At 72.5% G+C, this 19683-nt stretch carries 21 protein-coding genes and 1 pseudogene; 6 read left to right on the forward strand and 16 right to left on the reverse strand.

Features of this window, described 5'->3' with window-relative positions:
- The 3 genes and pseudogenes from ABZ193_RS11215 to ABZ193_RS11225 all read right to left on the reverse strand — a co-directional run.
- Positions 1-155: pseudogene (locus tag ABZ193_RS11215) on the reverse strand (lipoyl synthase); the annotation flags it as partial.
- Between the two features lie 36 nt (positions 156-191).
- Positions 192-1136 carry an oxidoreductase gene (locus ABZ193_RS11220; protein WP_354709728.1) on the reverse strand — a complete coding sequence of 315 codons (945 nt, stop codon included), beginning with the start codon at positions 1134-1136 and terminating at the stop codon, positions 192-194.
- 19 nt (positions 1137-1155) lie between these two features.
- Positions 1156-1662 carry a hypothetical protein gene (locus ABZ193_RS11225; protein ID WP_237338206.1) on the reverse strand — a complete coding sequence of 169 codons (507 nt, stop codon included), beginning with the start codon at positions 1660-1662 and terminating at the stop codon, positions 1156-1158.
- A 129-nt stretch (positions 1663-1791) separates the two neighbouring features.
- Between ABZ193_RS11225 and ABZ193_RS11230 the strand changes: the two genes are divergently transcribed.
- The gene (locus ABZ193_RS11230) at positions 1792-2385 is read left to right on the forward strand and encodes a TetR/AcrR family transcriptional regulator (protein ID WP_020423088.1); all 594 of its coding nucleotides are present in this window, start codon (positions 1792-1794) and stop codon (positions 2383-2385) included.
- Positions 2386-2402: 17 nt separating this feature from the next.
- Entirely contained in the window at positions 2403-3335 is a 933-nt protein-coding gene (locus tag ABZ193_RS11235; RefSeq protein WP_354709729.1) for an LLM class F420-dependent oxidoreductase, read from the forward strand.
- 28 nt (positions 3336-3363) lie between these two features.
- On the opposite strand, the gene lipB is transcribed toward ABZ193_RS11235, so the two are convergent.
- The 7 genes from lipB to lpdA form a co-directional block, all read right to left on the reverse strand.
- On the reverse strand, positions 3364-4116 hold the full coding sequence (gene lipB, locus ABZ193_RS11240) for a lipoyl(octanoyl) transferase LipB (RefSeq protein ID WP_157358847.1): 753 nt from the start codon (positions 4114-4116) through the stop codon (positions 3364-3366).
- 1 nt (position 4117) lies between these two features.
- Positions 4118-4750 (reverse strand): phosphatase PAP2 family protein, encoded by a 633-nt coding sequence (locus ABZ193_RS11245; protein WP_354709730.1) that lies wholly within the window; start codon positions 4748-4750, stop codon positions 4118-4120.
- Positions 4747-5625, reverse strand: a complete 879-nt coding sequence (locus ABZ193_RS11250; RefSeq protein WP_020423084.1) for a TIGR01777 family oxidoreductase — start codon at positions 5623-5625, stop codon at positions 4747-4749. Before ABZ193_RS11250 ends, ABZ193_RS11245 begins: the two co-directional genes overlap by 4 nt.
- A gap of 41 nt (positions 5626-5666) precedes the next feature.
- Complete coding sequence (locus ABZ193_RS11255) at positions 5667-6119, reverse strand: helix-turn-helix domain-containing protein (protein ID WP_354709731.1); 453 nt, start codon at positions 6117-6119, stop codon at positions 5667-5669.
- Between the two features lie 16 nt (positions 6120-6135).
- A complete protein-coding gene (locus ABZ193_RS11260; RefSeq protein WP_354709733.1) occupies positions 6136-7206 on the reverse strand; it encodes a serine hydrolase in 1071 nt (356 codons plus the stop codon).
- Positions 7207-7272: 66 nt separating this feature from the next.
- Positions 7273-9069, reverse strand: coding sequence for a 2-oxoglutarate dehydrogenase, E2 component, dihydrolipoamide succinyltransferase (gene sucB, locus ABZ193_RS11265; RefSeq protein WP_354709734.1), 1797 nt, complete (start codon positions 9067-9069; stop codon positions 7273-7275).
- A gap of 41 nt (positions 9070-9110) precedes the next feature.
- Positions 9111-10484 (reverse strand): dihydrolipoyl dehydrogenase, encoded by a 1374-nt coding sequence (gene lpdA / locus ABZ193_RS11270; protein ID WP_237338200.1) that lies wholly within the window; start codon positions 10482-10484, stop codon positions 9111-9113.
- A 138-nt stretch (positions 10485-10622) separates the two neighbouring features.
- On the opposite strand from lpdA, the gene ABZ193_RS11275 reads away from it, so the two are divergent.
- Positions 10623-10964 (forward strand): hypothetical protein, encoded by a 342-nt coding sequence (locus ABZ193_RS11275; RefSeq protein WP_020421879.1) that lies wholly within the window; start codon positions 10623-10625, stop codon positions 10962-10964.
- Between the two features lie 3 nt (positions 10965-10967).
- On the opposite strand, the gene ABZ193_RS11280 is transcribed toward ABZ193_RS11275, so the two are convergent.
- Positions 10968-11996: an NAD(P)-dependent alcohol dehydrogenase gene (locus tag ABZ193_RS11280; protein ID WP_354709736.1), complete on the reverse strand. Its 1029-nt coding sequence runs from the start codon at positions 11994-11996 to the stop codon at positions 10968-10970.
- On the opposite strand from ABZ193_RS11280, the gene ABZ193_RS11285 reads away from it, so the two are divergent.
- On the forward strand, positions 11995-12582 hold the full coding sequence (locus ABZ193_RS11285; protein WP_354709737.1) for a TetR family transcriptional regulator: 588 nt from the start codon (positions 11995-11997) through the stop codon (positions 12580-12582). The two genes, ABZ193_RS11280 and ABZ193_RS11285, sit on opposite strands and share 2 nt — an antisense overlap.
- Before the next feature lie 165 nt (positions 12583-12747).
- Here ABZ193_RS11285 and ABZ193_RS11290 read toward each other — a convergent pair whose 3' ends face one another.
- Complete coding sequence (locus ABZ193_RS11290) at positions 12748-14253, reverse strand: leucyl aminopeptidase (protein WP_354709739.1); 1506 nt, start codon at positions 14251-14253, stop codon at positions 12748-12750.
- 99 nt (positions 14254-14352) lie between these two features.
- On the opposite strand from ABZ193_RS11290, the gene ABZ193_RS11295 reads away from it, so the two are divergent.
- Positions 14353-15330 carry a hypothetical protein gene (locus ABZ193_RS11295; protein ID WP_354709740.1) on the forward strand — a complete coding sequence of 326 codons (978 nt, stop codon included), beginning with the start codon at positions 14353-14355 and terminating at the stop codon, positions 15328-15330.
- On the opposite strand, the gene ABZ193_RS11300 is transcribed toward ABZ193_RS11295, so the two are convergent.
- Complete coding sequence (locus ABZ193_RS11300) at positions 15299-15616, reverse strand: hypothetical protein (protein ID WP_354709741.1); 318 nt, start codon at positions 15614-15616, stop codon at positions 15299-15301. The two genes, ABZ193_RS11295 and ABZ193_RS11300, sit on opposite strands and share 32 nt — an antisense overlap.
- Before the next feature lie 52 nt (positions 15617-15668).
- On the opposite strand from ABZ193_RS11300, the gene ABZ193_RS11305 reads away from it, so the two are divergent.
- On the forward strand, positions 15669-16772 hold the full coding sequence (locus ABZ193_RS11305) for a branched-chain amino acid aminotransferase (protein ID WP_020421874.1): 1104 nt from the start codon (positions 15669-15671) through the stop codon (positions 16770-16772).
- 50 nt (positions 16773-16822) lie between these two features.
- Here ABZ193_RS11305 and ABZ193_RS11310 read toward each other — a convergent pair whose 3' ends face one another.
- From ABZ193_RS11310 to ABZ193_RS11320, 3 genes are all read right to left on the reverse strand, one after another.
- Positions 16823-17539, reverse strand: a complete 717-nt coding sequence (locus tag ABZ193_RS11310) for a MerR family transcriptional regulator (RefSeq protein ID WP_354709742.1) — start codon at positions 17537-17539, stop codon at positions 16823-16825.
- Positions 17540-17610: 71 nt separating this feature from the next.
- On the reverse strand, positions 17611-18654 hold the full coding sequence (gene cobT, locus ABZ193_RS11315; protein ID WP_354709743.1) for a nicotinate-nucleotide--dimethylbenzimidazole phosphoribosyltransferase: 1044 nt from the start codon (positions 18652-18654) through the stop codon (positions 17611-17613).
- Between the two features lie 16 nt (positions 18655-18670).
- On the reverse strand, positions 18671-19660 hold the full coding sequence (locus ABZ193_RS11320; protein ID WP_020421871.1) for an aldo/keto reductase family protein: 990 nt from the start codon (positions 19658-19660) through the stop codon (positions 18671-18673).
- Positions 19661-19683 lie beyond the last annotated feature (23 nt).

Genomic DNA, 19683 nt, shown 5'->3' on the forward strand with positions numbered 1-19683 from the left:
TGCAGGCCCTCCCGCCGCACCAGGCCCTTGAGCTCGGTGAACTCCGGCCCCATCTTCGCGCGGGTCTTGATCCAGGACGGCTTCTTCTCGATCGGGGTTTCACTGTTGCGGACCTCGAGCCGCAGCAGCTTCCGACCTTCAGGCACAACAGTCACGCGCCCCAGCGTACGCCCCCGGACGGGGCGGATGACCTACGCTGGGTCGGGGGTCACGCCGGTCAGCTTGGCCGTCAGGTCCCACAGCTTGCGGCCGTTCTCGCGGTCCAGCGCGGCCCGCAGCGGCTGCACCACGGTGGGGTTGCCGCGGATGCCGCGGAACAGGCTCGGGCCGATGTAGTCGCCGCCGTTGACGTCCGGCGCGGTGGCCGCGATCAGGGACGGCAGCGCGCCAGTGCGGACACCCTGCGCCACCAGCAGATCGCCCAGGAAGGTCACGCCGCCGACGAGCTTGCGCACGATGGGGTGGCCCTGCGCGTTGGCCATGTTCGAGTTCAGGTTGGTGGCCGTGTAGCCCGGGTGGGCGGCCACGCTGATCACGTCGTCACCGGCGGCACGCAGGCGGCGGTCCAGTTCCAGCGCGAAGATCTGGTTGGCGATCTTGGACTGGCTGTACGCCGCGGCCGGGTTGTAGCGCCGGTGCTCGAAGCCGGGGTCGTCGAAGTCGACGCGGCCGCCGGTGGCGGCGAGGCTGGACAGCGTCACCACGCGGGCGTTCGTGCCGCGCCGGAGGGCGGGCATGAGCAGCCAGGTCAGCGCGGCGTGGCCCAGGTGGTTGGTGCCGAACTGCAGCTCGAAGCCGTCCTTGGTGCGGCCCTTCGGAGCGGCCATCAGTCCGGCGTTGTTGATCAGGACGTCGAGTTTCCCGCCGGTGAGCTCCTCGGCGCGGGCCGCCGCCGCGCGCACCGACGCGAGGTCGGCGAGGTCCAGGGAGATCAGCTCGGGAGCGGCCGCCGCGCCCGCCGAGACGGTGCGCAGCGCCTGTTCGCCGCGCTCCGGGTTGCGGCAGGCGATCAGCACGCGCGCGCCCTTGGCGGCCAGCACGAGGGAGGTTTGCAGACCGAGGCCGGAGTTCGCGCCGGTGACGAGCACCGTGCGGCCCGTCTGGTCGGGGATGTCGGCCTCGGTCCAGGTTTTCATGCCCGGATATTAGGGAAGATCACGCGCTCGGGGCCAGCATTCGCAGCAGACGGTCGAACGGGCGCGCCGGACGCAGGCCGGGGCCTTCGCTCAGCAGGGCCTCGAACGCGGCGCCGACCTTGGCCACCTCGTCCACCGGCTCGTCCGGCTCGGCCAGCCCGGCCGCGATGGCGAGCATCGCCTGCTCGGCGCGGTGCGCGGCCTTGAGCGCGGGGTATTCGTCTCGGTGGGCGGCGACGACCTCGTAGAGCGCGCGGTTGCGCCGGACCGCCGCGGTCCAGGCGCGCTTGACGGCGTCCACGTGGTCGCTGTGCTCGTCGATGCCCTCGGCCGCGGCGCGCAGGTGGCCGCTGAGCAGCTGGGTCCACCGGTAGTGCAGCGCGAGCATGAGGTTTTCACGGGTGCCGAAGGCCTTCTCGGCACCGGGGATCTCGTCGAAGGGCAGCGGGCCCTGCGGGTCGCGGGCCGCCGCGGTCAGGACGGCGTCCAGGATGTCGCGCCGTCGGTAGAAGTCGTTCCAGCTCACGGGTCCTCCCCAAGTTGTGACCCCGGCCATACTCTGGGTTTGAAGCATACCGTCGGTATGGTGCCGACACTGCGAACATACCACGGGTATGGAAACGGGAACCGGCGTAAGCTTGTGAGCGTGGTGACAATGCGGTCCAGGCGTCTCGACTATTCGGAGTCCACGCGGTCGGCCCTGGTGAACAGCGCGGTGGAGCTGTTCACCAAACGGGGTTACGCCAGCACTTCGCTCGACGAGGTCGCCAAGCGCGCCCGGGTCACGAAAGGTGCCCTGTATCACCATTTCAGTGGAAAGCAGGCGCTCTTCGAAGCGGCGTTCGAGAAGGTGGAGAGCCGGGTTTTCGGGCGGCTGGAAGAGATCATGGGCGGCAGCGGCGCGCCGTGGGAGCGGGCGCTGGCGGGGCTGCGGGAGTTCATCTCCAGCTGCCTCGACCCGGCCTACCAGCGAATCGCGATCCACGAGGCTCCGGTGGTGATGGGCTGGGAGCGCTGGCGGGAGGCCGAGGACAGGGCGAGCTTCGGGCTGATCCGGTCGAGCCTGGAGGACCTGATCGAGGCGGGCGAGGTGGACGAGGTCCCGGTCGAGATCACCGCGCGGCTGCTGTTCGGAGCCCTGCACAGCGCGGCGACCGAGATCGCGAGCTCACCGGACCCGAAGAAGGTCGGCGCCCAGATCGAAGCGGTGATCGTGCAGCTGCTGCACCGGGTTCGGCGTACCAGCTGAATCGATAGGGTGGGCTCGTGGACCTTCGGATTTTCACTGAGCCCCAGCAGGGCGCGAGCTATGACGATCTCCTGCGCGTCGCCAAGGCGACCGAGGACAACGGCTTCGACGCCTTCTTCCGTTCCGACCACTTCCTGAAGATGGGCTCCGCCTCCGGGCTGCCCGGCCCGACCGACGCCTGGGTGACCCTCGGCGCGCTGGCCCGCGAAACCTCCCGCATCCGGCTGGGCACGCTGGTCACCGCCGCGACGTTCCGGCACCCGTCGGTGCTGGCGATCTCCGTGGCGCAGGTCGACCAGATGTCCGGCGGCCGCGTGGACTTCGGCCTCGGCTCCGGCTGGTACGACGCCGAGCACCAGGCCTACGGCATCCCGATGCCGGAGATCAAGGAGCGCTTCGACCTCTACGCCGAGCAGCTGGAGATCATCACCGGCCTGTGGGAGACCCCCGAGGGCGAGACGTTCTCCTTCGACGGCAAGCACTACCAGCTCGCCGACGCGCCCGCGCTGCCCAAGCCGGCCCAGTCGCCGCGCCCGCCGGTGATCATCGGCGGTGGCGGCAAGAAGCGCACCCCGGCCCTGGCGGCCCGCTTCGCCGACGAGTTCAACGCGGCGTTCGTCGACGCGGACACCGCCGCCGCCCAGTTCGAGCGCGTGGACGCCGCGTGCCGCGAGATCGGCCGCGACCCGAAGACGGTCATCCGCTCCGCGGCCCAGGTGGTGGCCGTCGGCAAGGACGACGCCGAGTTCGCCCGCCGCGCCGCCGCGATCGGCCGCGAGACCGACGAGGTGAAGCAGAACGGCCTGGCAGGCACGGTGGACGAGGTGGTCGACAAGATCGGCCGCTACCGCGAGGCCACCGGCGTCACCCGCCTCTACCTGCAGGTGCTGGACCTGTCCGACCTGGACCACCTCGAGCTGATCGCCTCGAAGGTCGCCCCGCAGCTGTGACCGCGCGTCCTCCGGTCCTGGGCGTGGCTCAGGGCCGGAGGGCGAACGTCACGCCCGGCGCCGAGGGCGCCGAATCCTCACGGCGCAGCCACCGGTCGTCCGACACCGCCAGCTCGCCGTCCAGCGCGGCCAGCACCGCGTCGCGGGCCAGGGGGAGCGCCTCGGCGACCGGGACGTCCCGCTCCAGCTCGAACGACAGCGACGTCACGCCGGCGTCCCGGATCCCGCACGGCACGATCTTGTCGAACGCCGTCAGGTCCGCGTTGCAGTTCAGCTCGAAGCCGTGCATCGTCACACCGCGCTGCACCCGGATGCCGATCGCCGCGATCTTGCGCTCCGGGCCGCGCTCGTCCGCGGGCACCCACACGCCGCTGCGGCCCTCGACCCGCCCGGTGTAGACGCCGAACTGGTCGCACACCCGGATCAGCGCCTCCTCCAGGCGCCGCACGTAGTGCACCACGTCGATCGGGTCGCCCAGCTTGACGATCGGGTAGCCGACCAGCTGCCCCGGCCCGTGCCAGGTGATCTTCCCGCCGCGGTCGACGTCGATCACCGGGGTGCCGTCGGTCGGCCGGTCCGCGTCCTCGGTGCGCTTGCCCGCGGTGTAGACCGACGGGTGCTCCAGCAGCAGGAGCGTGTCCGGGGCCTCCGAGCAGTCCGCCCGCGCGTTCACCAGCTCCCGCTGCAGCTCCCAGGCTTGCAGGTAGTCGATGGTGCCGACGTTCTTGACGGTGACGGGCGTGCTGGTGGCGCGGCAGGACTTTGGACTCACGTCTGGCAGGTTACGCCGACCGCGGCGCCGACGGGACAGGCTGTGGCGGTAGCAACCGCACTGCCCACCCCGTGAGAAAACCCACGCCCAGCACACCGAGCACGGCGCCGACGGTGTCGCTGACCCAGTGCACCCCGAGCACCACGCGGCTCGCCGCGCACAGCACCGTCGCGACCGAGAAGAACACCACGACCCACTTCGTCAGCCTCGGCGCCAGCCACAGGCACAGCAGCGCCGCCGCGAGGCCGGTGCTGGAGATCGACACCACGTGGCCGCTGGGGTAGCTGAACTCCGGGTACTCGCGCGGCCGGTCGCGCACGAACAGCGGTTTGAAGACAACGCTCACCAGCCGGGTGGTGGCGAGCACGGCCAGCACCCGCAGCGCCACGCCTGCCTGGTAGCGCATGCCGCGCCGCCAGCACACGACGATCCCGATCGCGAGCGCGATCGCGAAGGTCGCGGGCACGACCGGTCCGAACGCGTCGCTGACCACCTGCGCCACCCGGCCCGGCGTGTCGCGCCACCAGCCCTGCACCAGTCCCGCCACGGCCAGGTCGACGGCGTACGGCGGCCGCGCCACGGCCACGCCCAGCCCGAGGAACAGGACGAAGAACGCGCCGCCGAGCGGAAGCCACCTGGTCAAAGGGCGACCGCCAATGCGCCGTCGAGGTCGGTGTGCACGAACGTGAACCCGGCCTTCTCCAGCACCGCGGGCACCGCCCGCTGCGAGATCAGCGCCATCTCGTCGGCCACTTCGCCGAGCGCGGTCCGCAACGCGAACCCGGGTACCCACCACGGGGCAGGCCGCCGCAGCGCGTGCCCCAGCGCGCGGGTGAACTCGGCGTTGGTCGCCGGTTCCGGGTTGCACACGTTCACCGGGCCGGACAACGTCTCGTGCTCGATGAGGAACCGCATCGCGGACACGTGGTCCCGCAGGCTGATCCACGGCATGTACTGCCTGCCGTCGCCGAGCCTGCCGCCGAGGCCGAGCCAGAACAGCGGCTTGAGGGGCCCGAGCAGGCCGTCCTTGGACAGCACCAGACCGGTGCGCAGGTTCACCACGCGCGAGCCCGCCTCCGCGGCCGGGGCGGTCGCCGCCTCCCACGCCTCGCACAGCTCGGCCAGGAAACCCGCGCCCCGCGGCGACTCCTCGGTGACCACCGCGTCGCCGGTGTCGCCGTAGTAGCCGATGCCGGAGGCGTTGACGAGGGCCGGGATCCGGTACTCGGCGACGGCCTCGGCCAGCACCTCGGTCGGCTCGATCCGGCTGTCGCGGATCATCTGCTTGCGGGCCGCGCTCCACCGCAGCCCCATCGGCGAGCCGCACAGGTTGACGACCGTCGTGACGTCCTCGAACGCGCGGTCGTCGATCCGGCCCGCCGGCGGGTCCCACGAGTGCTCGTCCGCGGCCCTGGCCGGACGCCGGACGAGCCGTCGCACGTCGTGCCCCGAGTCGCGCAGCGTGGCGACGAGCGCCGAGCCGAGTAGCCCGCTGGATCCGGCGATCAGTACTCGCATACCCCGATCGTTGCTCACACCGCCGCTTCGCGCACGTTCCCTCACCGCAGTTGCCCGGCGACGTCGGCGGCCGCGGTCAGCAGCACGAGCACCGGGATCGTGGCGCGGGCGGGCAACCGGTAGCTGCCGCGCTTGTCCGGCTCGACGATCCCGGCTCCGGTGAGCGCCTTGAGGTGGTGGTAGAGCTGCCCGGTCGAGCCGAGCCCGGCGGCCTCCTGGAGCGCGGCGGCAGGCTGCGGCCCGCGTGCGGCCAGCGTCCGCACGATCGCCAGGCGCGCCGGATTGCCCAGCGCCGCCAGCACTTCCGCGCGGGGACCGTCGTCCAGGGCCAGCGCGCGGGCCGGGGTGACGGTGATCTCCCACTCGAGTTCGAGTGGCTCCTCGGTGCGGCCGCGGTAACCGACCACCCCCGTCCCGTCCGCCCTGACGCCGCTTTCCAGCGCGGCCACCCGGCGTTCCAGGTCCGCCAGGCGGTTGAGCACGTCGTCGTTCACGGGCCCAGCATGACGGTCAGCCGCGCAGCGCGCGCACGAGCCCGTCGAAACCCTCCCGCGTGGACAGTGCGGCTAGCCCGGCGCGCAGGAACGGCCCCTGGTTGGCGAAATCCGCGTCGGCCACGTCGTCGAGCAGGAGCGCGAGGGTCGCGGCCCGTCCGTCCGGCCACCGCACGGTCATCCCAGTGGTCAGCACGCGCGGCAGGCTGCCGCCCTTGAACGCGACCGCGGCGGCGCCGGGCGGGACGAGCGCGGCGAAGGGCTCCTCCAGGTGGCGCCGCACGACGGTCTCGCCGAAGCGGCCGGCCGCGAGCGCGCGGTGCATCGCGAACAGCCCGGCCGCGCTCCCGCGCCCGTGCCCGCGCGTCCAGGCCACCTGGGCCTCGGCAGCCGGCGGGGTCTGGAAGCGGGCGAGCACCTCGTCCCGGAACGCCGGCTCGGTGGCGAACCGGCGCGCCAGCCGGTCGCCCGCGCCGGGCCGCAGCGCGGGGGAGCGTGGCAGGAACTCGGGGAACAGCAGCAGGAGCACCTCGCCGCAGAACGACCGGAGGTCCGGCCGGAGCCATCCGCCCCGGGCGGCCGCCGCGGTCAGGGCCCGGTCGCCGAGGCGGTCGCGCAGGTAGTCGGCGGCGGAGTTGTCGCTGAAGACGATCATCGCGCGGGCCAGCCGGTCCAGCGGGACGGTCACGTCCGGGTCGAGCGCGTTGCCCCGGTCGGTGTGCGGGATGCCGAGTTCCTGGAGGGCGGCCAGGTGCGCGCCGCCGTCGCCGCCGAACGGGTAGAACGCCTCCCAGTCGCCGAGCCGCACCGGCTCGTCCGGGTCCAGGCCGCGCTCGACCGCGGTGGCGTATGCGGCGAGGTGCACGACCTTGATCGTGGACGCCAGGACCTGCGGGGCGTGCGGCCGGTGCGCCACCCGGCGCCCGTCGGCGTCCACGGCCAGCGCGCCGACCCGGTCGCGGTGCCGGGCGATCCAGTCGAACCAGCCCTGCGGGGTGGACGTGTCGGCGACCGCGGTCGCGGGCACGGCGAGCGTCGCCGCGCCGGCGAGCGCCGCGGAGCCGAGCAGAGTGCGCCGGGAAAGCACGAAGACCCCCTCCTCCAGTTTTCCGTAATTACGGAATACCGGGGGAGGGGGTCTCCGGTCAAGCGATTACAGACCCAGCTCGTCCTCGAAGTGGCCCTCTTCGAGGCGGTTCTTGATCGTGGTCAGGAACCGGCCGGCGTCCGCGCCGTCGATCAGGCGGTGGTCGTAGGTCAGGGCCAGGTAGGCCATCGACCGGATGGCGATGGTGTCCTGACCGTCGGCGTCGGTGACCACGACCGGCCGCTTCACCACCGCGCCGACGCCCAGGATCCCGGACTGCGGCTGGTTGATGATCGGCGTGTCGAACAGGGCGCCGTTGCTGCCCAGGTTGGTCACCGTGAAGGTGCCGCCCGACAGCTCGTCCGGCTTGATCTTGTTCGCGCGGGTGCGGGCCGCGACGTCCGCGATCGCCCTGGCCAGGCCGGCCAGGTTCAGCTCGCCCGCCTTGTGGATGACCGGGGAGAGCAGGCCGCGGTCGGTGTCCACCGCGACGGCGAGGTGCTCCTCGCCGAAGTAGGTGATCTCCTTCTTCTCCTCGTCCAGGTAGGCGTTGATGTTCGGGTGCTGCTTGAGCGCCTCGACCGTCGCCTTGGCGAAGAACGGCAGGAAGGTGAGCTTCACGCCCTCCCGCTCCTGGAAGGCGGCCTTCGCCTGCTGGCGCAGCCGGGCGATCTTGGTGACGTCCACCTCGAACACCTGGGTCAGCTGCGCCGAGTTCTGCAGCGACTCGCGGGTCCGCTGCGCGATGACCTGGCGGATCCGGCTCGCCTTCTGCACCGTGCCGCGCAGCGCGGCCAGCTCCGGCGACGGGGCCGCCGGGGCCTTGGCGGCGGGGGCGCTCGGCGCGGCGGCCGGGGCCTGCGCGGCGGGCGCCTGAGCGGCCGGAGCGCTCTGCTTCTGCTTCGCCTCGGCCGCCGCCAGCACGTCCTGCTTGCGGATGCGGCCGCCGACACCGCTGCCGGTCACCGACGCCAGGTCGATGCCGTGCTCGGTGGCGAGCTTGCGCACCAGCGGGGTGACGTACGGGCCGCTGCCGTTGCCGTCGCTCGCGGCCGGGGCGGCCTGCGGCTGCGGGGCCGGCTGCTGCGGCGCGGGCTGCTGCGGGGCCGGCTGCTGGGGAGCCTGCTGGGGCGCGGGGGCCTGCGCGGCCGGGGTGGGCTCGGGCTTCGGCTCCGGCTTCGGCTCGGGCTTGGGCTCCGGCGCCTTCGGCTGCTCCTGCTGCGGGGCGGGCGCGGCGCTGGCGTCGCCGATGATGGCGAGCGTGCCGCCGACCTCGACGGTCTCGTCCTCACCGACGCTGATCTCCAGCAGGGTGCCGGCGATCGGCGAGGGGACCTCGGTGTCGACCTTGTCGGTGGAGATCTCCAGCAGCGGCTCGTCCACCTCGACCGTGTCGCCGACCGACTTCAGCCAGCGGGTGACGGTGCCCTCGGTGACGCTCTCGCCCAGCTCGGGCAGCGTGACCGGCGTGCCCTGAGCGGACCCGCTCGGCGCGGGCTGGGCCTCCGGGGCCGACTGCTGCTGCGGCGCGGACTGCTGCGGCTCGGGCTCGGGCTCGGGCTCCGGCTCGGGCTGGGCCTGCTGCGCGGGCGCCTGCTCCTGAGCGGGGGCGGAACCGCCGCCGGAACCGTCGTCGATCACGGCGAGCTCGCCGCCGACCTCGACGGTCTCGTCCTCCTGGGCGACGATCTTCTGCAGCGTGCCTGCGACCGGCGACGGGACCTCGGTGTCGACCTTGTCGGTCGAGATCTCCAGCAACGGCTCGTCGACCGCGACCGTGTCACCCTCCTGCTTGAGCCAGCGGGTGACGGTGCCCTCGGTAACGCTCTCCCCGAGCTCCGGCAGTGTGACGGAGAAGGCCATCGTGAATTGACTCCCTTGAATCTTTGTCGGCTGCGGTCCGGTCAGCTGTGCACGTGCAGTGGCTTGCCGGCCAGGGCAAGGTGTGCTTCGCCGAGGGCCTCGGTCTGGGTCGGGTGGGCGTGGATCAGCGGAGCGACGTCCTCCGGGAAGGCCTCCCAGTTGTAGATCAGCTGGGCTTCGCCGATCAGTTCGCCGACCCGGTCCCCGACCAGGTGCAGGCCGACGACCGGCCCGTCCGGCGCCTTGATCACCTTGATCGCGCCGGAAGTCTTGAGGATCTGGCTCTTGCCGTTGCCGGCCAGGTCGTACGTGAAGGTCTGCACGTCCGAGCCGTAGCGCTCCTTGGCAGCCGCCTCGCTCAGGCCGACGGAGGCGACCTCGGGGTGGCTGTAGGTGACGCGCGGGATGCCGGCCTCGTCGATCGCCTTCGGCTCCAGGCCGGCGATCTCCTCGGCGACGAAGATGCCCTGGGCGAAGCCGCGGTGCGCGAGCTGCAGGCCGGGGACGATGTCGCCGACGGCGTAGACGTTCGGCAGGTTGGTGCGCAGGCGCTCGTCGGTGATGACGAAGCCGCGCTCCATCTTGACGCCGGCCTCCTCGTAGCCGTGGCCCGCGGTGTTGGGGCCGCGGCCGACGGCGACCAGCAGCAGGTCGGCCTCCAGCGTCTCGCCGGACTCCAGGGACACGGTCACGCCGTTCTCGTCCTGCTTGGCGCCGGTGAACTTCACGCCGGTCTTGAAGTTGATCTTGCGACGGCGGAAGGCGCGCTCGAGCTGCTTGCTGGCGAACTCGTCCTCGGCCGGGACCAGCCGCGGCAGCGCCTCGACGATCGTCACGTCCACGCCGAAGGAGGCCCACACGCTGGCGAACTCGACGCCGATGACACCGCCGCCGAGCACGACGACCTTCTCCGGGATCCAGTCCAGGGTCAGCGCCTCGTCGCTGGCGATGATCCGGCCGCCCAGCTCCAGGCCCGGCAGGGTCTTCGAGTACGAGCCGGTGGCCAGGACCAGGTTCTTGCCCGTGTACCGGGTGCCGTCGACCTCGACCGTGGTGCCGCCGACGAACGTGCCGGTGCCCTCGACGACGGTCACCTTGTGGGCCTTGGCCAGGCCCTGCAGCCCCTTGTAGAGGCGGCTGATGACGCCGTCCTTGTACTTGTGGACGCCGGCGATGTCGACGCCCTCCAGGGTGGTCTTCACGCCGAACTGCTCGCCCTCGCGGGCGGTGTCGGCGACTTCGGCCGCGTGGAGCAGGGCCTTGGTCGGGATGCAGCCGCGATGCAGGCACGTCCCGCCCAGCTTGTCCTTCTCGATCAGGATGACGGACTGGCCCAGCTCCGCGGCGCGGAAGGCCGCGGCGTAGCCGCCGGATCCGCCACCGAGGATCACCAGGTCGGCGCCAGCGTCGCTCACGTCGTTTACTCCTCGTTTTACGTCCAAACCCTCATCATCTTGTCACTACGTAGTCCGGCCCTGCGAGGTAGCCGGGTGTGTTAATCGGCGCACTTCTGATCCCCGCGATAATGGCGGGGGAGGGCAGGCGGAGATGAGGTGGTCGAGGTGGGTCTGTTCGACGGTCTGAAGCGCAGACGCGGCGCCGGGAAACCGGGCACGCTGCGCCGTGCCAGTGACGCTGACCTGCGTCATCTGGAGGGCTGGGCGGCCGCGCGGCGGGGCGTCGAGGCGTTCGTCGAGCCGCGGACGACGGTCACCGAGACCACGGTCGTCCTGATCGCGCACGACGGCGAATGGACACGACGGCGGATCGGCAGCCTGGACGCCGCGCAGCAGTTCGGGCGCAAGCATTCGATCCCGGTGTACGAGGTCGCGAAAGTCGGTTACCCGAAGCGCATGCGCGAATACACAGAGCGGCAGAAGCGCGCGCAGGGCTGAGGATCAGTCCAGGTCGGACAGATCGAGCACGAACCGGTAGCGGACGTCGCCCCGCGCCAGGCGCTCGAGCGCGTCGTTCACCGCGGCCGACGGGAGCACCTCCACGTCGGCGGTGATCCCGCGCGCGGCGCAGAAGGCGAGCATGGCGGCGGTCGCGGGCCTGCCACCGCTGCCCGCCGAGCTGAGCTTCTTGCGCCCGACGAGCAGGTCGAGGGTCTCCACCGTGACCGGCCCCAGGTGCCCGAGGTGGCTGAGCGTGCCGTCCAGCGCCAGCAGTCGCAGGTAGGGGCCAAGGTCGTGGGGCGCGGAGATGGTGTCGATCAGGATTTCGAACCGCCCCCGCGCGTCCGCCATGCGGGCCGGGTCCGTCGAGTCGAGCAGGTCGGCGGCGCCGAGCCGGCGCGCCTCACCCGCCTTGTCCGCCGACCGGCTGATCACCGTGGTCTCGGCGCCGAGCGCCACCGCGAACTTGACCGCGAGGTGACCCAGCCCGCCCAGCCCGGCCACGGCGACCCGGGTGCCCGGCCCGGCGCCCAGGCTGTGCAGCGGTTCCCACACGGTGATCCCGGCGCACATCAGTGGTGCGGCGCCCGCGGGGTCGATGCCTGCCGGGAGCGGGTAGGCGAACCGGTCGCGGACGACGTGCTCCCGCGAGTAGCCGCCCAGCGTCGTGGAGCCGTCGTGGCGGTCGGTGCCGCCGTAGGTGAGGGTGGGGAAGTCGTGGCAGAAGTTCTCCTGCCCAGCGAGGCACATGGCGCAGGTCCCGCAGGAGTCCACGATGTTGCCGACGGCGACCGCGTCCCCGGCGGCGAAGGCGGACACCGCGGGTCCGGTCGCGGTGACCACGCCGGTGAACTCGTGGCCGGGCACGAGCGGAGTGCCGCCCGCTCGCACCGCGTGCAGGTCGGAGTGGCAGACGCCGCAGTGGTCGACCCGGACCGCCAGGTCGTCGGGCCGCAGCTCCCGCCGCTGAAGAGGCGCCCGTCGTAGCGTCCCCGCGACCGCGTGCCATCCCGTCGTCGTCCGTGCCATGCCCGATCTGCCCGCCACCGCCCGTGGCGCCGCGACCCGTCAGCGCATCATGGAGGAGGCGACCCGCGAGTTCGCCGAACACGGGATCGCCGGTGCCCGCGTTGAGCGCATCGTGGCCGCGGCGCGCACCAACAAGGCGCAGCTCTACGGCTACTTCGGGAGCAAGGAAGGGCTGTTCGACGCGATCTTCTCCGCCTCACTGGAACGGATCGTGAACGTCGTGCCCGTCGACGCGAGCGACCTGGCGGACTGGGCGGTGCGGCTCTACGACGAGTACCTCCGCCGGCCCGACCTCATCCGGCTCGCCACCTGGGCGCGGCTGGAGCGTCGGCCCGCCGGCCACCTCGTGGAGGACGCCGACCGCCTCGACGACCACAAGCTGCGCGCGATCGCCGAGGCGCAGGCCGCGGGCAAGGTGGTGCCCGGGGACCCGTTCGACATCATGGCGCTGGTGATCGCCCTGTCGATGGCGTGGTCCCCGGTGAGCAACGTCTACGCCGCGACGGCCGAGGAGCCCGGCGACGTCCACGACCGCCGCCGGGCCGTCCTCCGCGAAACCGTCCGCCGCGCCGTGACGCCGGACTAGTGCGCATTGCGGTAGTGGCCTGGGTGGCGGCGCGGGTAGCGGCCCCTCCCGCCAGCCCGCCACCACCCTCAACGGACCCGCTCCGCGCGGCTCCGCCCGTTCCAACCCGCGGCGGTGCCGGCTGACGGCCCACCGCAAGCGGCTCCGCCGCTCAGGAAACCGAAGCTAGCCCTGGTCGGCGATGTCGGCCAGCACCGCGGCGATGGTGCGCACCGGGACGCCCGTGCCGCCCTTGCCGGTGTAGCCCCACGGCGCCCCGGTGTTGAACGACGGGCCCGCGATGTCGATGTGCGCCCACGGCAGGCCCTCGGCGACGAACTCGCGCAGGAAGATGCCCGCGGCGAGCATCCCGCCCCAGCGGTGCCCGGTCACGTTCGCCAGGTCGGCCAGCCGCGAGTCCAGGTCGCCGCGCAGCTCCTCGGGCAGCGGCATCGGCCAGCCGCCCTCGCCGGTCGCCTGCGCGATCGCCGCCACCCGGTCGCGGAACTCGTCCGAGCCCATGATCCCGGCGGTCCGGTTGCCCAGCGCCACCATCTGGGCGCCGGTCAGGGTCGAGGTCTCGATCAGGTAGTCCGGGTCGTCCTCGGCGGCGCGCACGATCGCGTCGGCCAGCACCAGGCGGCCCTCGGCGTCGGTGTTGAGCACCTCGACGGTCTTGCCGCCGTACATGCTCAGCACGTCACCCGGCCGGTAGGAGGTGCCCGACGGCAGGTTCTCCGCGAGCGGGATGTTGGCGGTGACCTCGAGCGGGTACTTGAGCTTGGCCGCGAGCACGACCGAGGCGAGCACCGCGGCGGCCCCGGACATGTCCGAGGTCATGTGGTCCATGTTCGCGGCGGGCTTGATCGAGATGCCGCCCGAGTCGAACGTGATGCCCTTGCCGACCAGCGCGACCTTCTTGGCCGCCTTCGGGCCCTTGTACGACACGCGCACCAGCCGCGGCGGGCGGGACGAGCCGCCGCCGACGCCGAGGATGCCGCCGAAGCCCTTGCGCTTGAGCTGTTTCTCGTCGAGCACCTCGAAGTCGAGGTCGTTGGCTTCGGCGAGCTTGCGGGCGCGCTCGGCGAAGGAGGCCGGGAACAGGTCGTTGGGCGGGGTGTTGATCAGGTCGCGGGCGATGATCACGGCCTCGGCGATCGCGGTCGCGGCCTTCAGCGTCGCGGTGTGCGCGCGCTTGGTGCCCTCGGCCGGCGTGGCGAAGTCGACCGCGGCGACCGGCGCGTCACCGGCCTCGGACTTGTACTCGGTGAACTTGTAGGCGCCCAGCGCGGTGCCCTCCACCGCGGCCTGCAGGTCCACAGCGGACAGCGTGGACACCGCCCGCGCGGTCCCGGCCAGCGCGCGCCCGGCGGCGCCCGCGGCGCGGCGCACCTGCTCGGCGGTCACGGTGCCGTCCCCGTCGGCGCGGCCGAGGCCGACCGCCAGCACGACCGCGGCGGGCAGCTTGCCCAGCGTGGGCAGCTTCACGACCTCTTCGGCCTTGCCGGAGGCGCCAACGGTGGACAGCAGCTCGGCCAGCGAGCCGTCGAAGGCCTCGTCGACGGCCTCCGCACCCGGCGCCAGCGTCACGGCCTTGTCGCCCTGGAGCGTCCCGATCACGACGACCTCGGCCCGGCTCTTGCCGAGCGCGGCGCCGGTGTTCTCGATCAGGGCAAACTTCGGCACGGTCACTTGTGGCTCCTCGCGCATCCATCGACGGTCGTGCCGGGTGGGGTACCCGGCCGGGTAGTGAGCCATGCTAATGAGGACGGAGCCCGGCAGGAGAGGCAGGTGGTGGGCGTGCGGCTGGCGGCGGGACTGCTGATCGCGCTGGCCGTCGGCGCGCAGGCGGGCGGCTGGTGGCTGCTCGGCGGCGCGGTGGTCGCGGCGCTGCTGGCGTTCTCCGTGCCCGAGCCCCCCGCGCTCGAGCCCAACCCCGCCCGGCTGGTGGCCGCCACGCGCCTGGTGTCCCGCCTCGCGCTGGTGCCGCTGTTCGCGTCGGTGTTCGCCGCCTACCTGTTCCCCGGACAGCCGCTGGCGGCCGCGGTCGTCGCACTGGTGGTCACCGCCGCCGACGCGGCCGGGCTGCGGCTGGCGAGGTACGCGCGGGCGTGGCTGCTGGGCATCCTGCTGGTCGCCGGGGCCGGTTTCGTGGCGCTGAGTTTCGCGATCGAGCCCGCGCAGCCGGTGACCGCGCCGCACTTCACGATCGGCGGGCTGTTCGCGGCGGGCGCGGTGCTGTTCCCGTTGCTGCCGCGGCACAACCCGTCCTGGCTCGCGGGTTCGGTCATGGTGGTGCTGGCCATCGGCGCGGGCGCGCTCTACCAGCTCGGCCCGGTGCGGCTGGCGTTGTCCGGGGTGCCCGTGCGGGACGCGCTGGCCGCCTTGGACGGGCAGGTGCTGGACCCGTTGCTGGCCGGGGTCGTCGTGCTGTCCACTGTGCCCGCCGCGCTGCTCGCGATCGGCGGCGCCCGCGAGGAGCTGGCGTGGCCGCGCGCGTCCGTCGCTTGTGGACTGATCGCCGCGGTCGCGGCCGTGCTGCTGGACCCGGACCAGGCGCTGCTGCTGGCCGCGGCGGCCGCGCTGGCCGAGGTGCTGGTGACCGCGGTGCTGTCGATGATCACCGGGATCACCGCGCGCGCGGTGATCGCGGCGGTACTGGCCGTGACGCTGCTGGCCTGGCTGCCGCCGGTCTATCTACTGGGGACGGTGGCCGCCGTCGCGGCAGGCGTCGCCGTCACGCGACGAGCAGGAACGCCAGCAGCGTGATCAGCGCGGTCGCGACCGCGAGGATGATCACCGACTTCACCGGCAGGTCGCGCGGGAACACCTGCTTGTCGTGGACGCTGCGCCACCACACGACGCCGAAGATGCCGCCGACCAGGCCGATGATCCCGCCGAACACGCCGAGCAGGGCGTAGCCGAGGAGCGTCAGCTCGCCCACCGCGAAGGTGAGCAGGATGGCGGTCACGAAGGTCTTGACGTCGGACGCCGGTCCGGCGGAGACGGAGTTCGGCGTGGCGGGCTGCGGCACGTTGGCGGTCACGCCCGCCATGGTAGGGGAGTAGGCGATTCTCGGAAGTCCAACTAACAGTTATCCTGGTCGAATGACGACCACGTTGCCCTTCACCCGTACCCCGCACCCGTCTCCCGCTTCGGCGGAGCGTGTAGCCGAGGTACTGGCGAAGCCGGGCTTCGGGACGTTCTTCACCGACCACATGGTCACGATCAAGTACAGCAAGGACCGCGGCTGGTACGACGCGAACGTCGGCCCCTACGAGCCGGTCACGCTCGACCCCGCCACCTCCGTGCTGCACTACGCGCAGGCGATCTTCGAGGGCCTCAAGGCCTACCGCCAGCCGGACGGGTCGGTCGCGGCCTTCCGCCCGGACGCCAACGCGGCCCGTTTCCGCCGGTCGGCGGCCCGCATCGCGATGCCGGAGCTGCCCGACGAGCTGTTCCTGGGTTCGCTGCAGGAGCTGATCGCGGCCGACGAGCGCTGGGTGCCCAGCAACCCGGGCGACACGCTGTACCTGCGACCGTTCATGATCTCCACCTCGGTGGGGCTCGGCGTGAACGCGCCGGCCAGCGAGTACCTGTACCTGGTGATCGCCTCGCCCGCCGGTTCGTACTTCACCGGCGGCGTGAAGCCGGTGAGCGTGTGGCTGTCCACCGAGTACGTGCGGGCGGCCCCGGGCGGCACCGGCGCGGCGAAGTTCGCCGGCAACTACGCGGCGTCCTTCGTGGCGCAGTCGCAGGCCGTGGAGCAGGGCTGCGACCAGGTGGTGTGGCTCGACGCGGTGGAGCGCCGCTACGTCGAGGAAATGGGCGGCATGAACCTGTTCTTCGTGTACGGCTCGGGTTCGGACGCCCGGATCGTCACGCCGGAGCTGTCCGGTTCGCTGCTGCCCGGCGTCACCCGCGATTCGCTGATCAAGCTGGCCGCGGACCACGGCATGGGCATCGAGGAGCGCCGGATCTCCACCGACGAGTGGGAGAAGGCGGCCGCGTCCGGTGAGCTGACCGAGGTGTTCGCGTGCGGCACCGCGGCGGTCATCACGCCGGTCGGCCGGGTCAAGCACGCGGGCGGCGAGTTCACCATCGCGGGCGGCGAGCCCGGCGAGGTGACGATGAAGCTGCGCGCCGAACTGACCGGCATCCAGGAGGGCACGCGCCCCGACCCGCACGGCTGGATGCACAAGCTGTCCTGATCACTTCGACATGAAGGGCCACCCCGTTCCGGCGGGGTGGCCCTTCGTCGTCAGGAGGCGCTGGCGCGCCGGATGAACTCCAGCTGCTCCGGCGACGGCCCGCCGTGCTCACGCTGGATCCGCTCGCTGTTGTCCGCCTGCATGCGGTAGAGCGAGTCCCGCAGCCCGGTGTCGCCACCGTGGAAAGCCTCCAGCAGGCCCATCCACTCGGCCGCGAGCGCCCGCCCCTCCGCCGACGCCGGGTCGACCCCGGTCTCGACGGCCCGCTGCACGCGGGGGATCAGGTCCTGCCACCTCCGCTGGACGTCCTCCTGCTCGCCGAGCCGCGATCGGCGCTCGGCCAGCTCCGCCAGCTGGGTTTCGCTGAAGTACTGCTTCACCGTCTCGTCCACGGTGGTCACCTCCCGGATCAGAGCCAGGAAGCCGGTGACGCCTGCCGGTTCGTCGACGGCCGCCAGCATCGTGGTGAGGTGCGCCCGGAGCGTGCGCATCGCCACCAGCTGCCGGTCGACGTGGTCCCGGTGCCGTGCGAGCAGTTCGGCCAGGTCGGACGTGCCCTCCAGGGCCGCGGCGATGTCCTCGAGCGGCAGGCCCAGCTGCCGCAGGGCCAGCACCTCGTACAACCGCCGGACGTCGGACTCGTCGTAGAGCCGGTGCCCGGAGTGCGTCCGCCCGGACGGGCGCACGAGACCAACGTGGTCGTAGTGGTGCAGCGTCCGCACCGTCAGACCGGTCGCCCGTGCCAGCTCGCCGACCTTGTAGAACATACCGTTCACCCACTTCCACCAGCGCTTTTGCGCCGGTGTGGACGACGCTAGAACCTGACGTCGCGTCAGGATCAAGCGTTCGGCGGCGTGACCCCGGCTTCCGCGTGCGTCGGCAGGTCCGTGAGCAGCCGGGCGGCCGTGATCAGCAGCGGGAGGGCCGTCGCGGCGCCGGTGCCGTCGCCGAGGCGGATGCCCAGGTCGACGAGCGGCTTGAGGTCGAGGTGCTCCAGCACCATCTGGTGCGCCGGCTCGGCGTCGCGGTGCGCGGCCTGCCACCAGGAGCGCGCGCCGGGCGCCAGTTCCTCCGCCACCAGCGCCGCCGCGCCGACCGCGAGCCCGTCCAGCAGCACCGGGGTGCGGCGGACCGCGGCCTGCGCCAGGAACCCGGTCAACGCGGCCAGGTCCGCGCCACCCGCGGTCCGCAGCAGCGCGACCGGGTCGGGCAGCACCGCCCGGGCCCGCCGCAGCGCGTCCCGGATCGCGACGGTCTTGCGCATCCACGCGTTGTCGTCGATGCCCGAACCACGGCCGACCACGGCCACCGGCTCGGCGCCGGTCAGCGCGGCGACCAGCACCGCGGCCGGTGTGGTCGCCCCGACCCCGACGCTGCCCGCGACCAGCAGATCGGCGCCCTCGTCCACCTCGGCGTCCGCGATCGCCATGCCGGCCCGCAGGGCGGCCCGCACCTCGTCGTCGGTGAGGGCGTCCTCGACGTCGATCGACCCGGAGCCCGCCCGGACCTTGTACTCGGCGACCGGCGTCTCCCCGTCCACCGCGATGTCCACCACGCGCAGCCCGGCGTCGGCCACCGCGGCGGCGACCGCGACCGGCCCGGCGCCCTTGAGCAGGCTGTCCACCAGCTGCCCGGTGACCTCCGGCCGGTAGGCGGAGACGCCCTTCGCGGCGATCCCGTGGTCCCCGGCGAACACGATCACCCGGGGCCGCTGGAACCGCCGCGGCGGCGCCGAGCCCTGGCAGGCCGCGACCCACGCGCCGAGCGCCTCCAGCTCACCCAGCGCGGACACCGGTTTGAGCAGCTCCGCGTGCCGCCGCACCGCCTCGGCGCGGGCGGCTTCGTCGGGCTGGGGGACATCGGCGAACGACACGTCAGTCACGGCGCCAAACCTATCGTCAGCCGGCGCGGGCGGTCAGACGCGGATCGTCCTCGACCACGCCCAGCAGCACCGAGTCGATCTCGGTCAGCAGGTCGGCGTCGAGCTTCACGCCCGCCGCCTTCACGTTCTCGTGCACCTGCTCCGGCCGCGACGCGCCGACGATCGCGGAGGCGACGTTCGGGTTCTGCAGCACCCACGCCACCGCCAGCTGCGCCAGCGTCAGCCCGGCCTGCGCGGCCAGCGGCTCCAGCCGGGCCACGCGCTCGAGCACCTCGTCCCGCAGGAACCGCTGCACGAACTGCGAGCCCCGCTCGTCCGTGGCGCGCGACCCGGCGGGCGGCGGCTGACCCGGCTTGTACTTGCCGGTCAGCACCCCCTGCGCGATCGGCGACCAGACGATCTGGCTCAGCCCCTCGCGCTCGCTGGCGGGCACGACCTGCGCCTCGATGACGCGCCAGAGCATGTTGTACTGCGGCTGGTTCGACACGAAGGGGATCCGCAGCTCGCGGGCCAGCGCGGCGCCGCGGGTAATCTCCTCGGCATTCCACTCCGACACCCCGATGTAGAGCACCTTGCCCTGGCGGACCAGGTCGGCGAAGGCCGACATGGTCTCCTCCAGCGGCACGGTCGGGTCGAACCGGTGCGCCTGGTAGAGGTCGATGTGGTCGGTCTGCAGCCGCTTCAGCGAGGCGTGGCAGGACTCGATGATGTGCTTGCGGCCCAGGCCGCGGTCGTTCGGGCCGCCGGGGCCGGTCGGCCAGAACACCTTCGTGCAGATCTCCAGGCTCTCCCGGCGCTGACCGGCCAGACCGCGGCCGAGCACCGACTCCGCCAGGGTGTTGGCGTAGACGTCGGCGGTGTCGAAGGTCGTGATGCCCGCGTCGAGCGCGGCCTTGATGCAGGCCTGGGCCTGGTCCTCGTCGATCTGGGAACCGTGGGTGAGCCAGTTCCCGTAGGCGATCTCACTGACGGACAGGCCACTGCGGCCGAGACGGCGAAACTCCATGTCCGGCAGCCTACCGGAAATGG

Origin of the sequence: Amycolatopsis sp. NPDC006125 (assembly GCF_040614195.1) — a bacterium.
Taxonomy (GTDB): Bacteria; Actinomycetota; Actinomycetes; order Mycobacteriales; family Pseudonocardiaceae; genus Amycolatopsis_E; species Amycolatopsis_E tucumanensis.

Excerpts from the sequence above, each read along its gene's own strand:
- ABZ193_RS11220 (WP_354709728.1), bottom strand. The coding sequence starts at position 1,136 with ATGAAAACCTGGACCGAGGCCGACATCCCCGACCAGACGGGCCGCACG.
- ABZ193_RS11230 (WP_020423088.1), top strand. The coding sequence starts at position 1,792 with ATGCGGTCCAGGCGTCTCGACTATTCGGAGTCCACGCGGTCGGCCCTG.
- ABZ193_RS11250 (WP_020423084.1), bottom strand. The coding sequence starts at position 5,625 with ATGCGAGTACTGATCGCCGGATCCAGCGGGCTACTCGGCTCGGCGCTC.
- sucB (WP_354709734.1), bottom strand. The coding sequence starts at position 9,069 with ATGGCCTTCTCCGTCACACTGCCGGAGCTCGGGGAGAGCGTTACCGAG.
- ABZ193_RS11285 (WP_354709737.1), top strand. The coding sequence starts at position 11,995 with ATGCCCGATCTGCCCGCCACCGCCCGTGGCGCCGCGACCCGTCAGCGC.
- ABZ193_RS11280 (WP_354709736.1), bottom strand. The coding sequence starts at position 11,996 with ATGGCACGGACGACGACGGGATGGCACGCGGTCGCGGGGACGCTACGA.
- ABZ193_RS11300 (WP_354709741.1), bottom strand. The coding sequence starts at position 15,616 with ATGGCGGGCGTGACCGCCAACGTGCCGCAGCCCGCCACGCCGAACTCC.
- ABZ193_RS11305 (WP_020421874.1), top strand. The coding sequence starts at position 15,669 with ATGACGACCACGTTGCCCTTCACCCGTACCCCGCACCCGTCTCCCGCT.
- ABZ193_RS11310 (WP_354709742.1), bottom strand. The coding sequence starts at position 17,539 with ATGTTCTACAAGGTCGGCGAGCTGGCACGGGCGACCGGTCTGACGGTG.
- ABZ193_RS11320 (WP_020421871.1), bottom strand. The coding sequence starts at position 19,660 with ATGGAGTTTCGCCGTCTCGGCCGCAGTGGCCTGTCCGTCAGTGAGATC.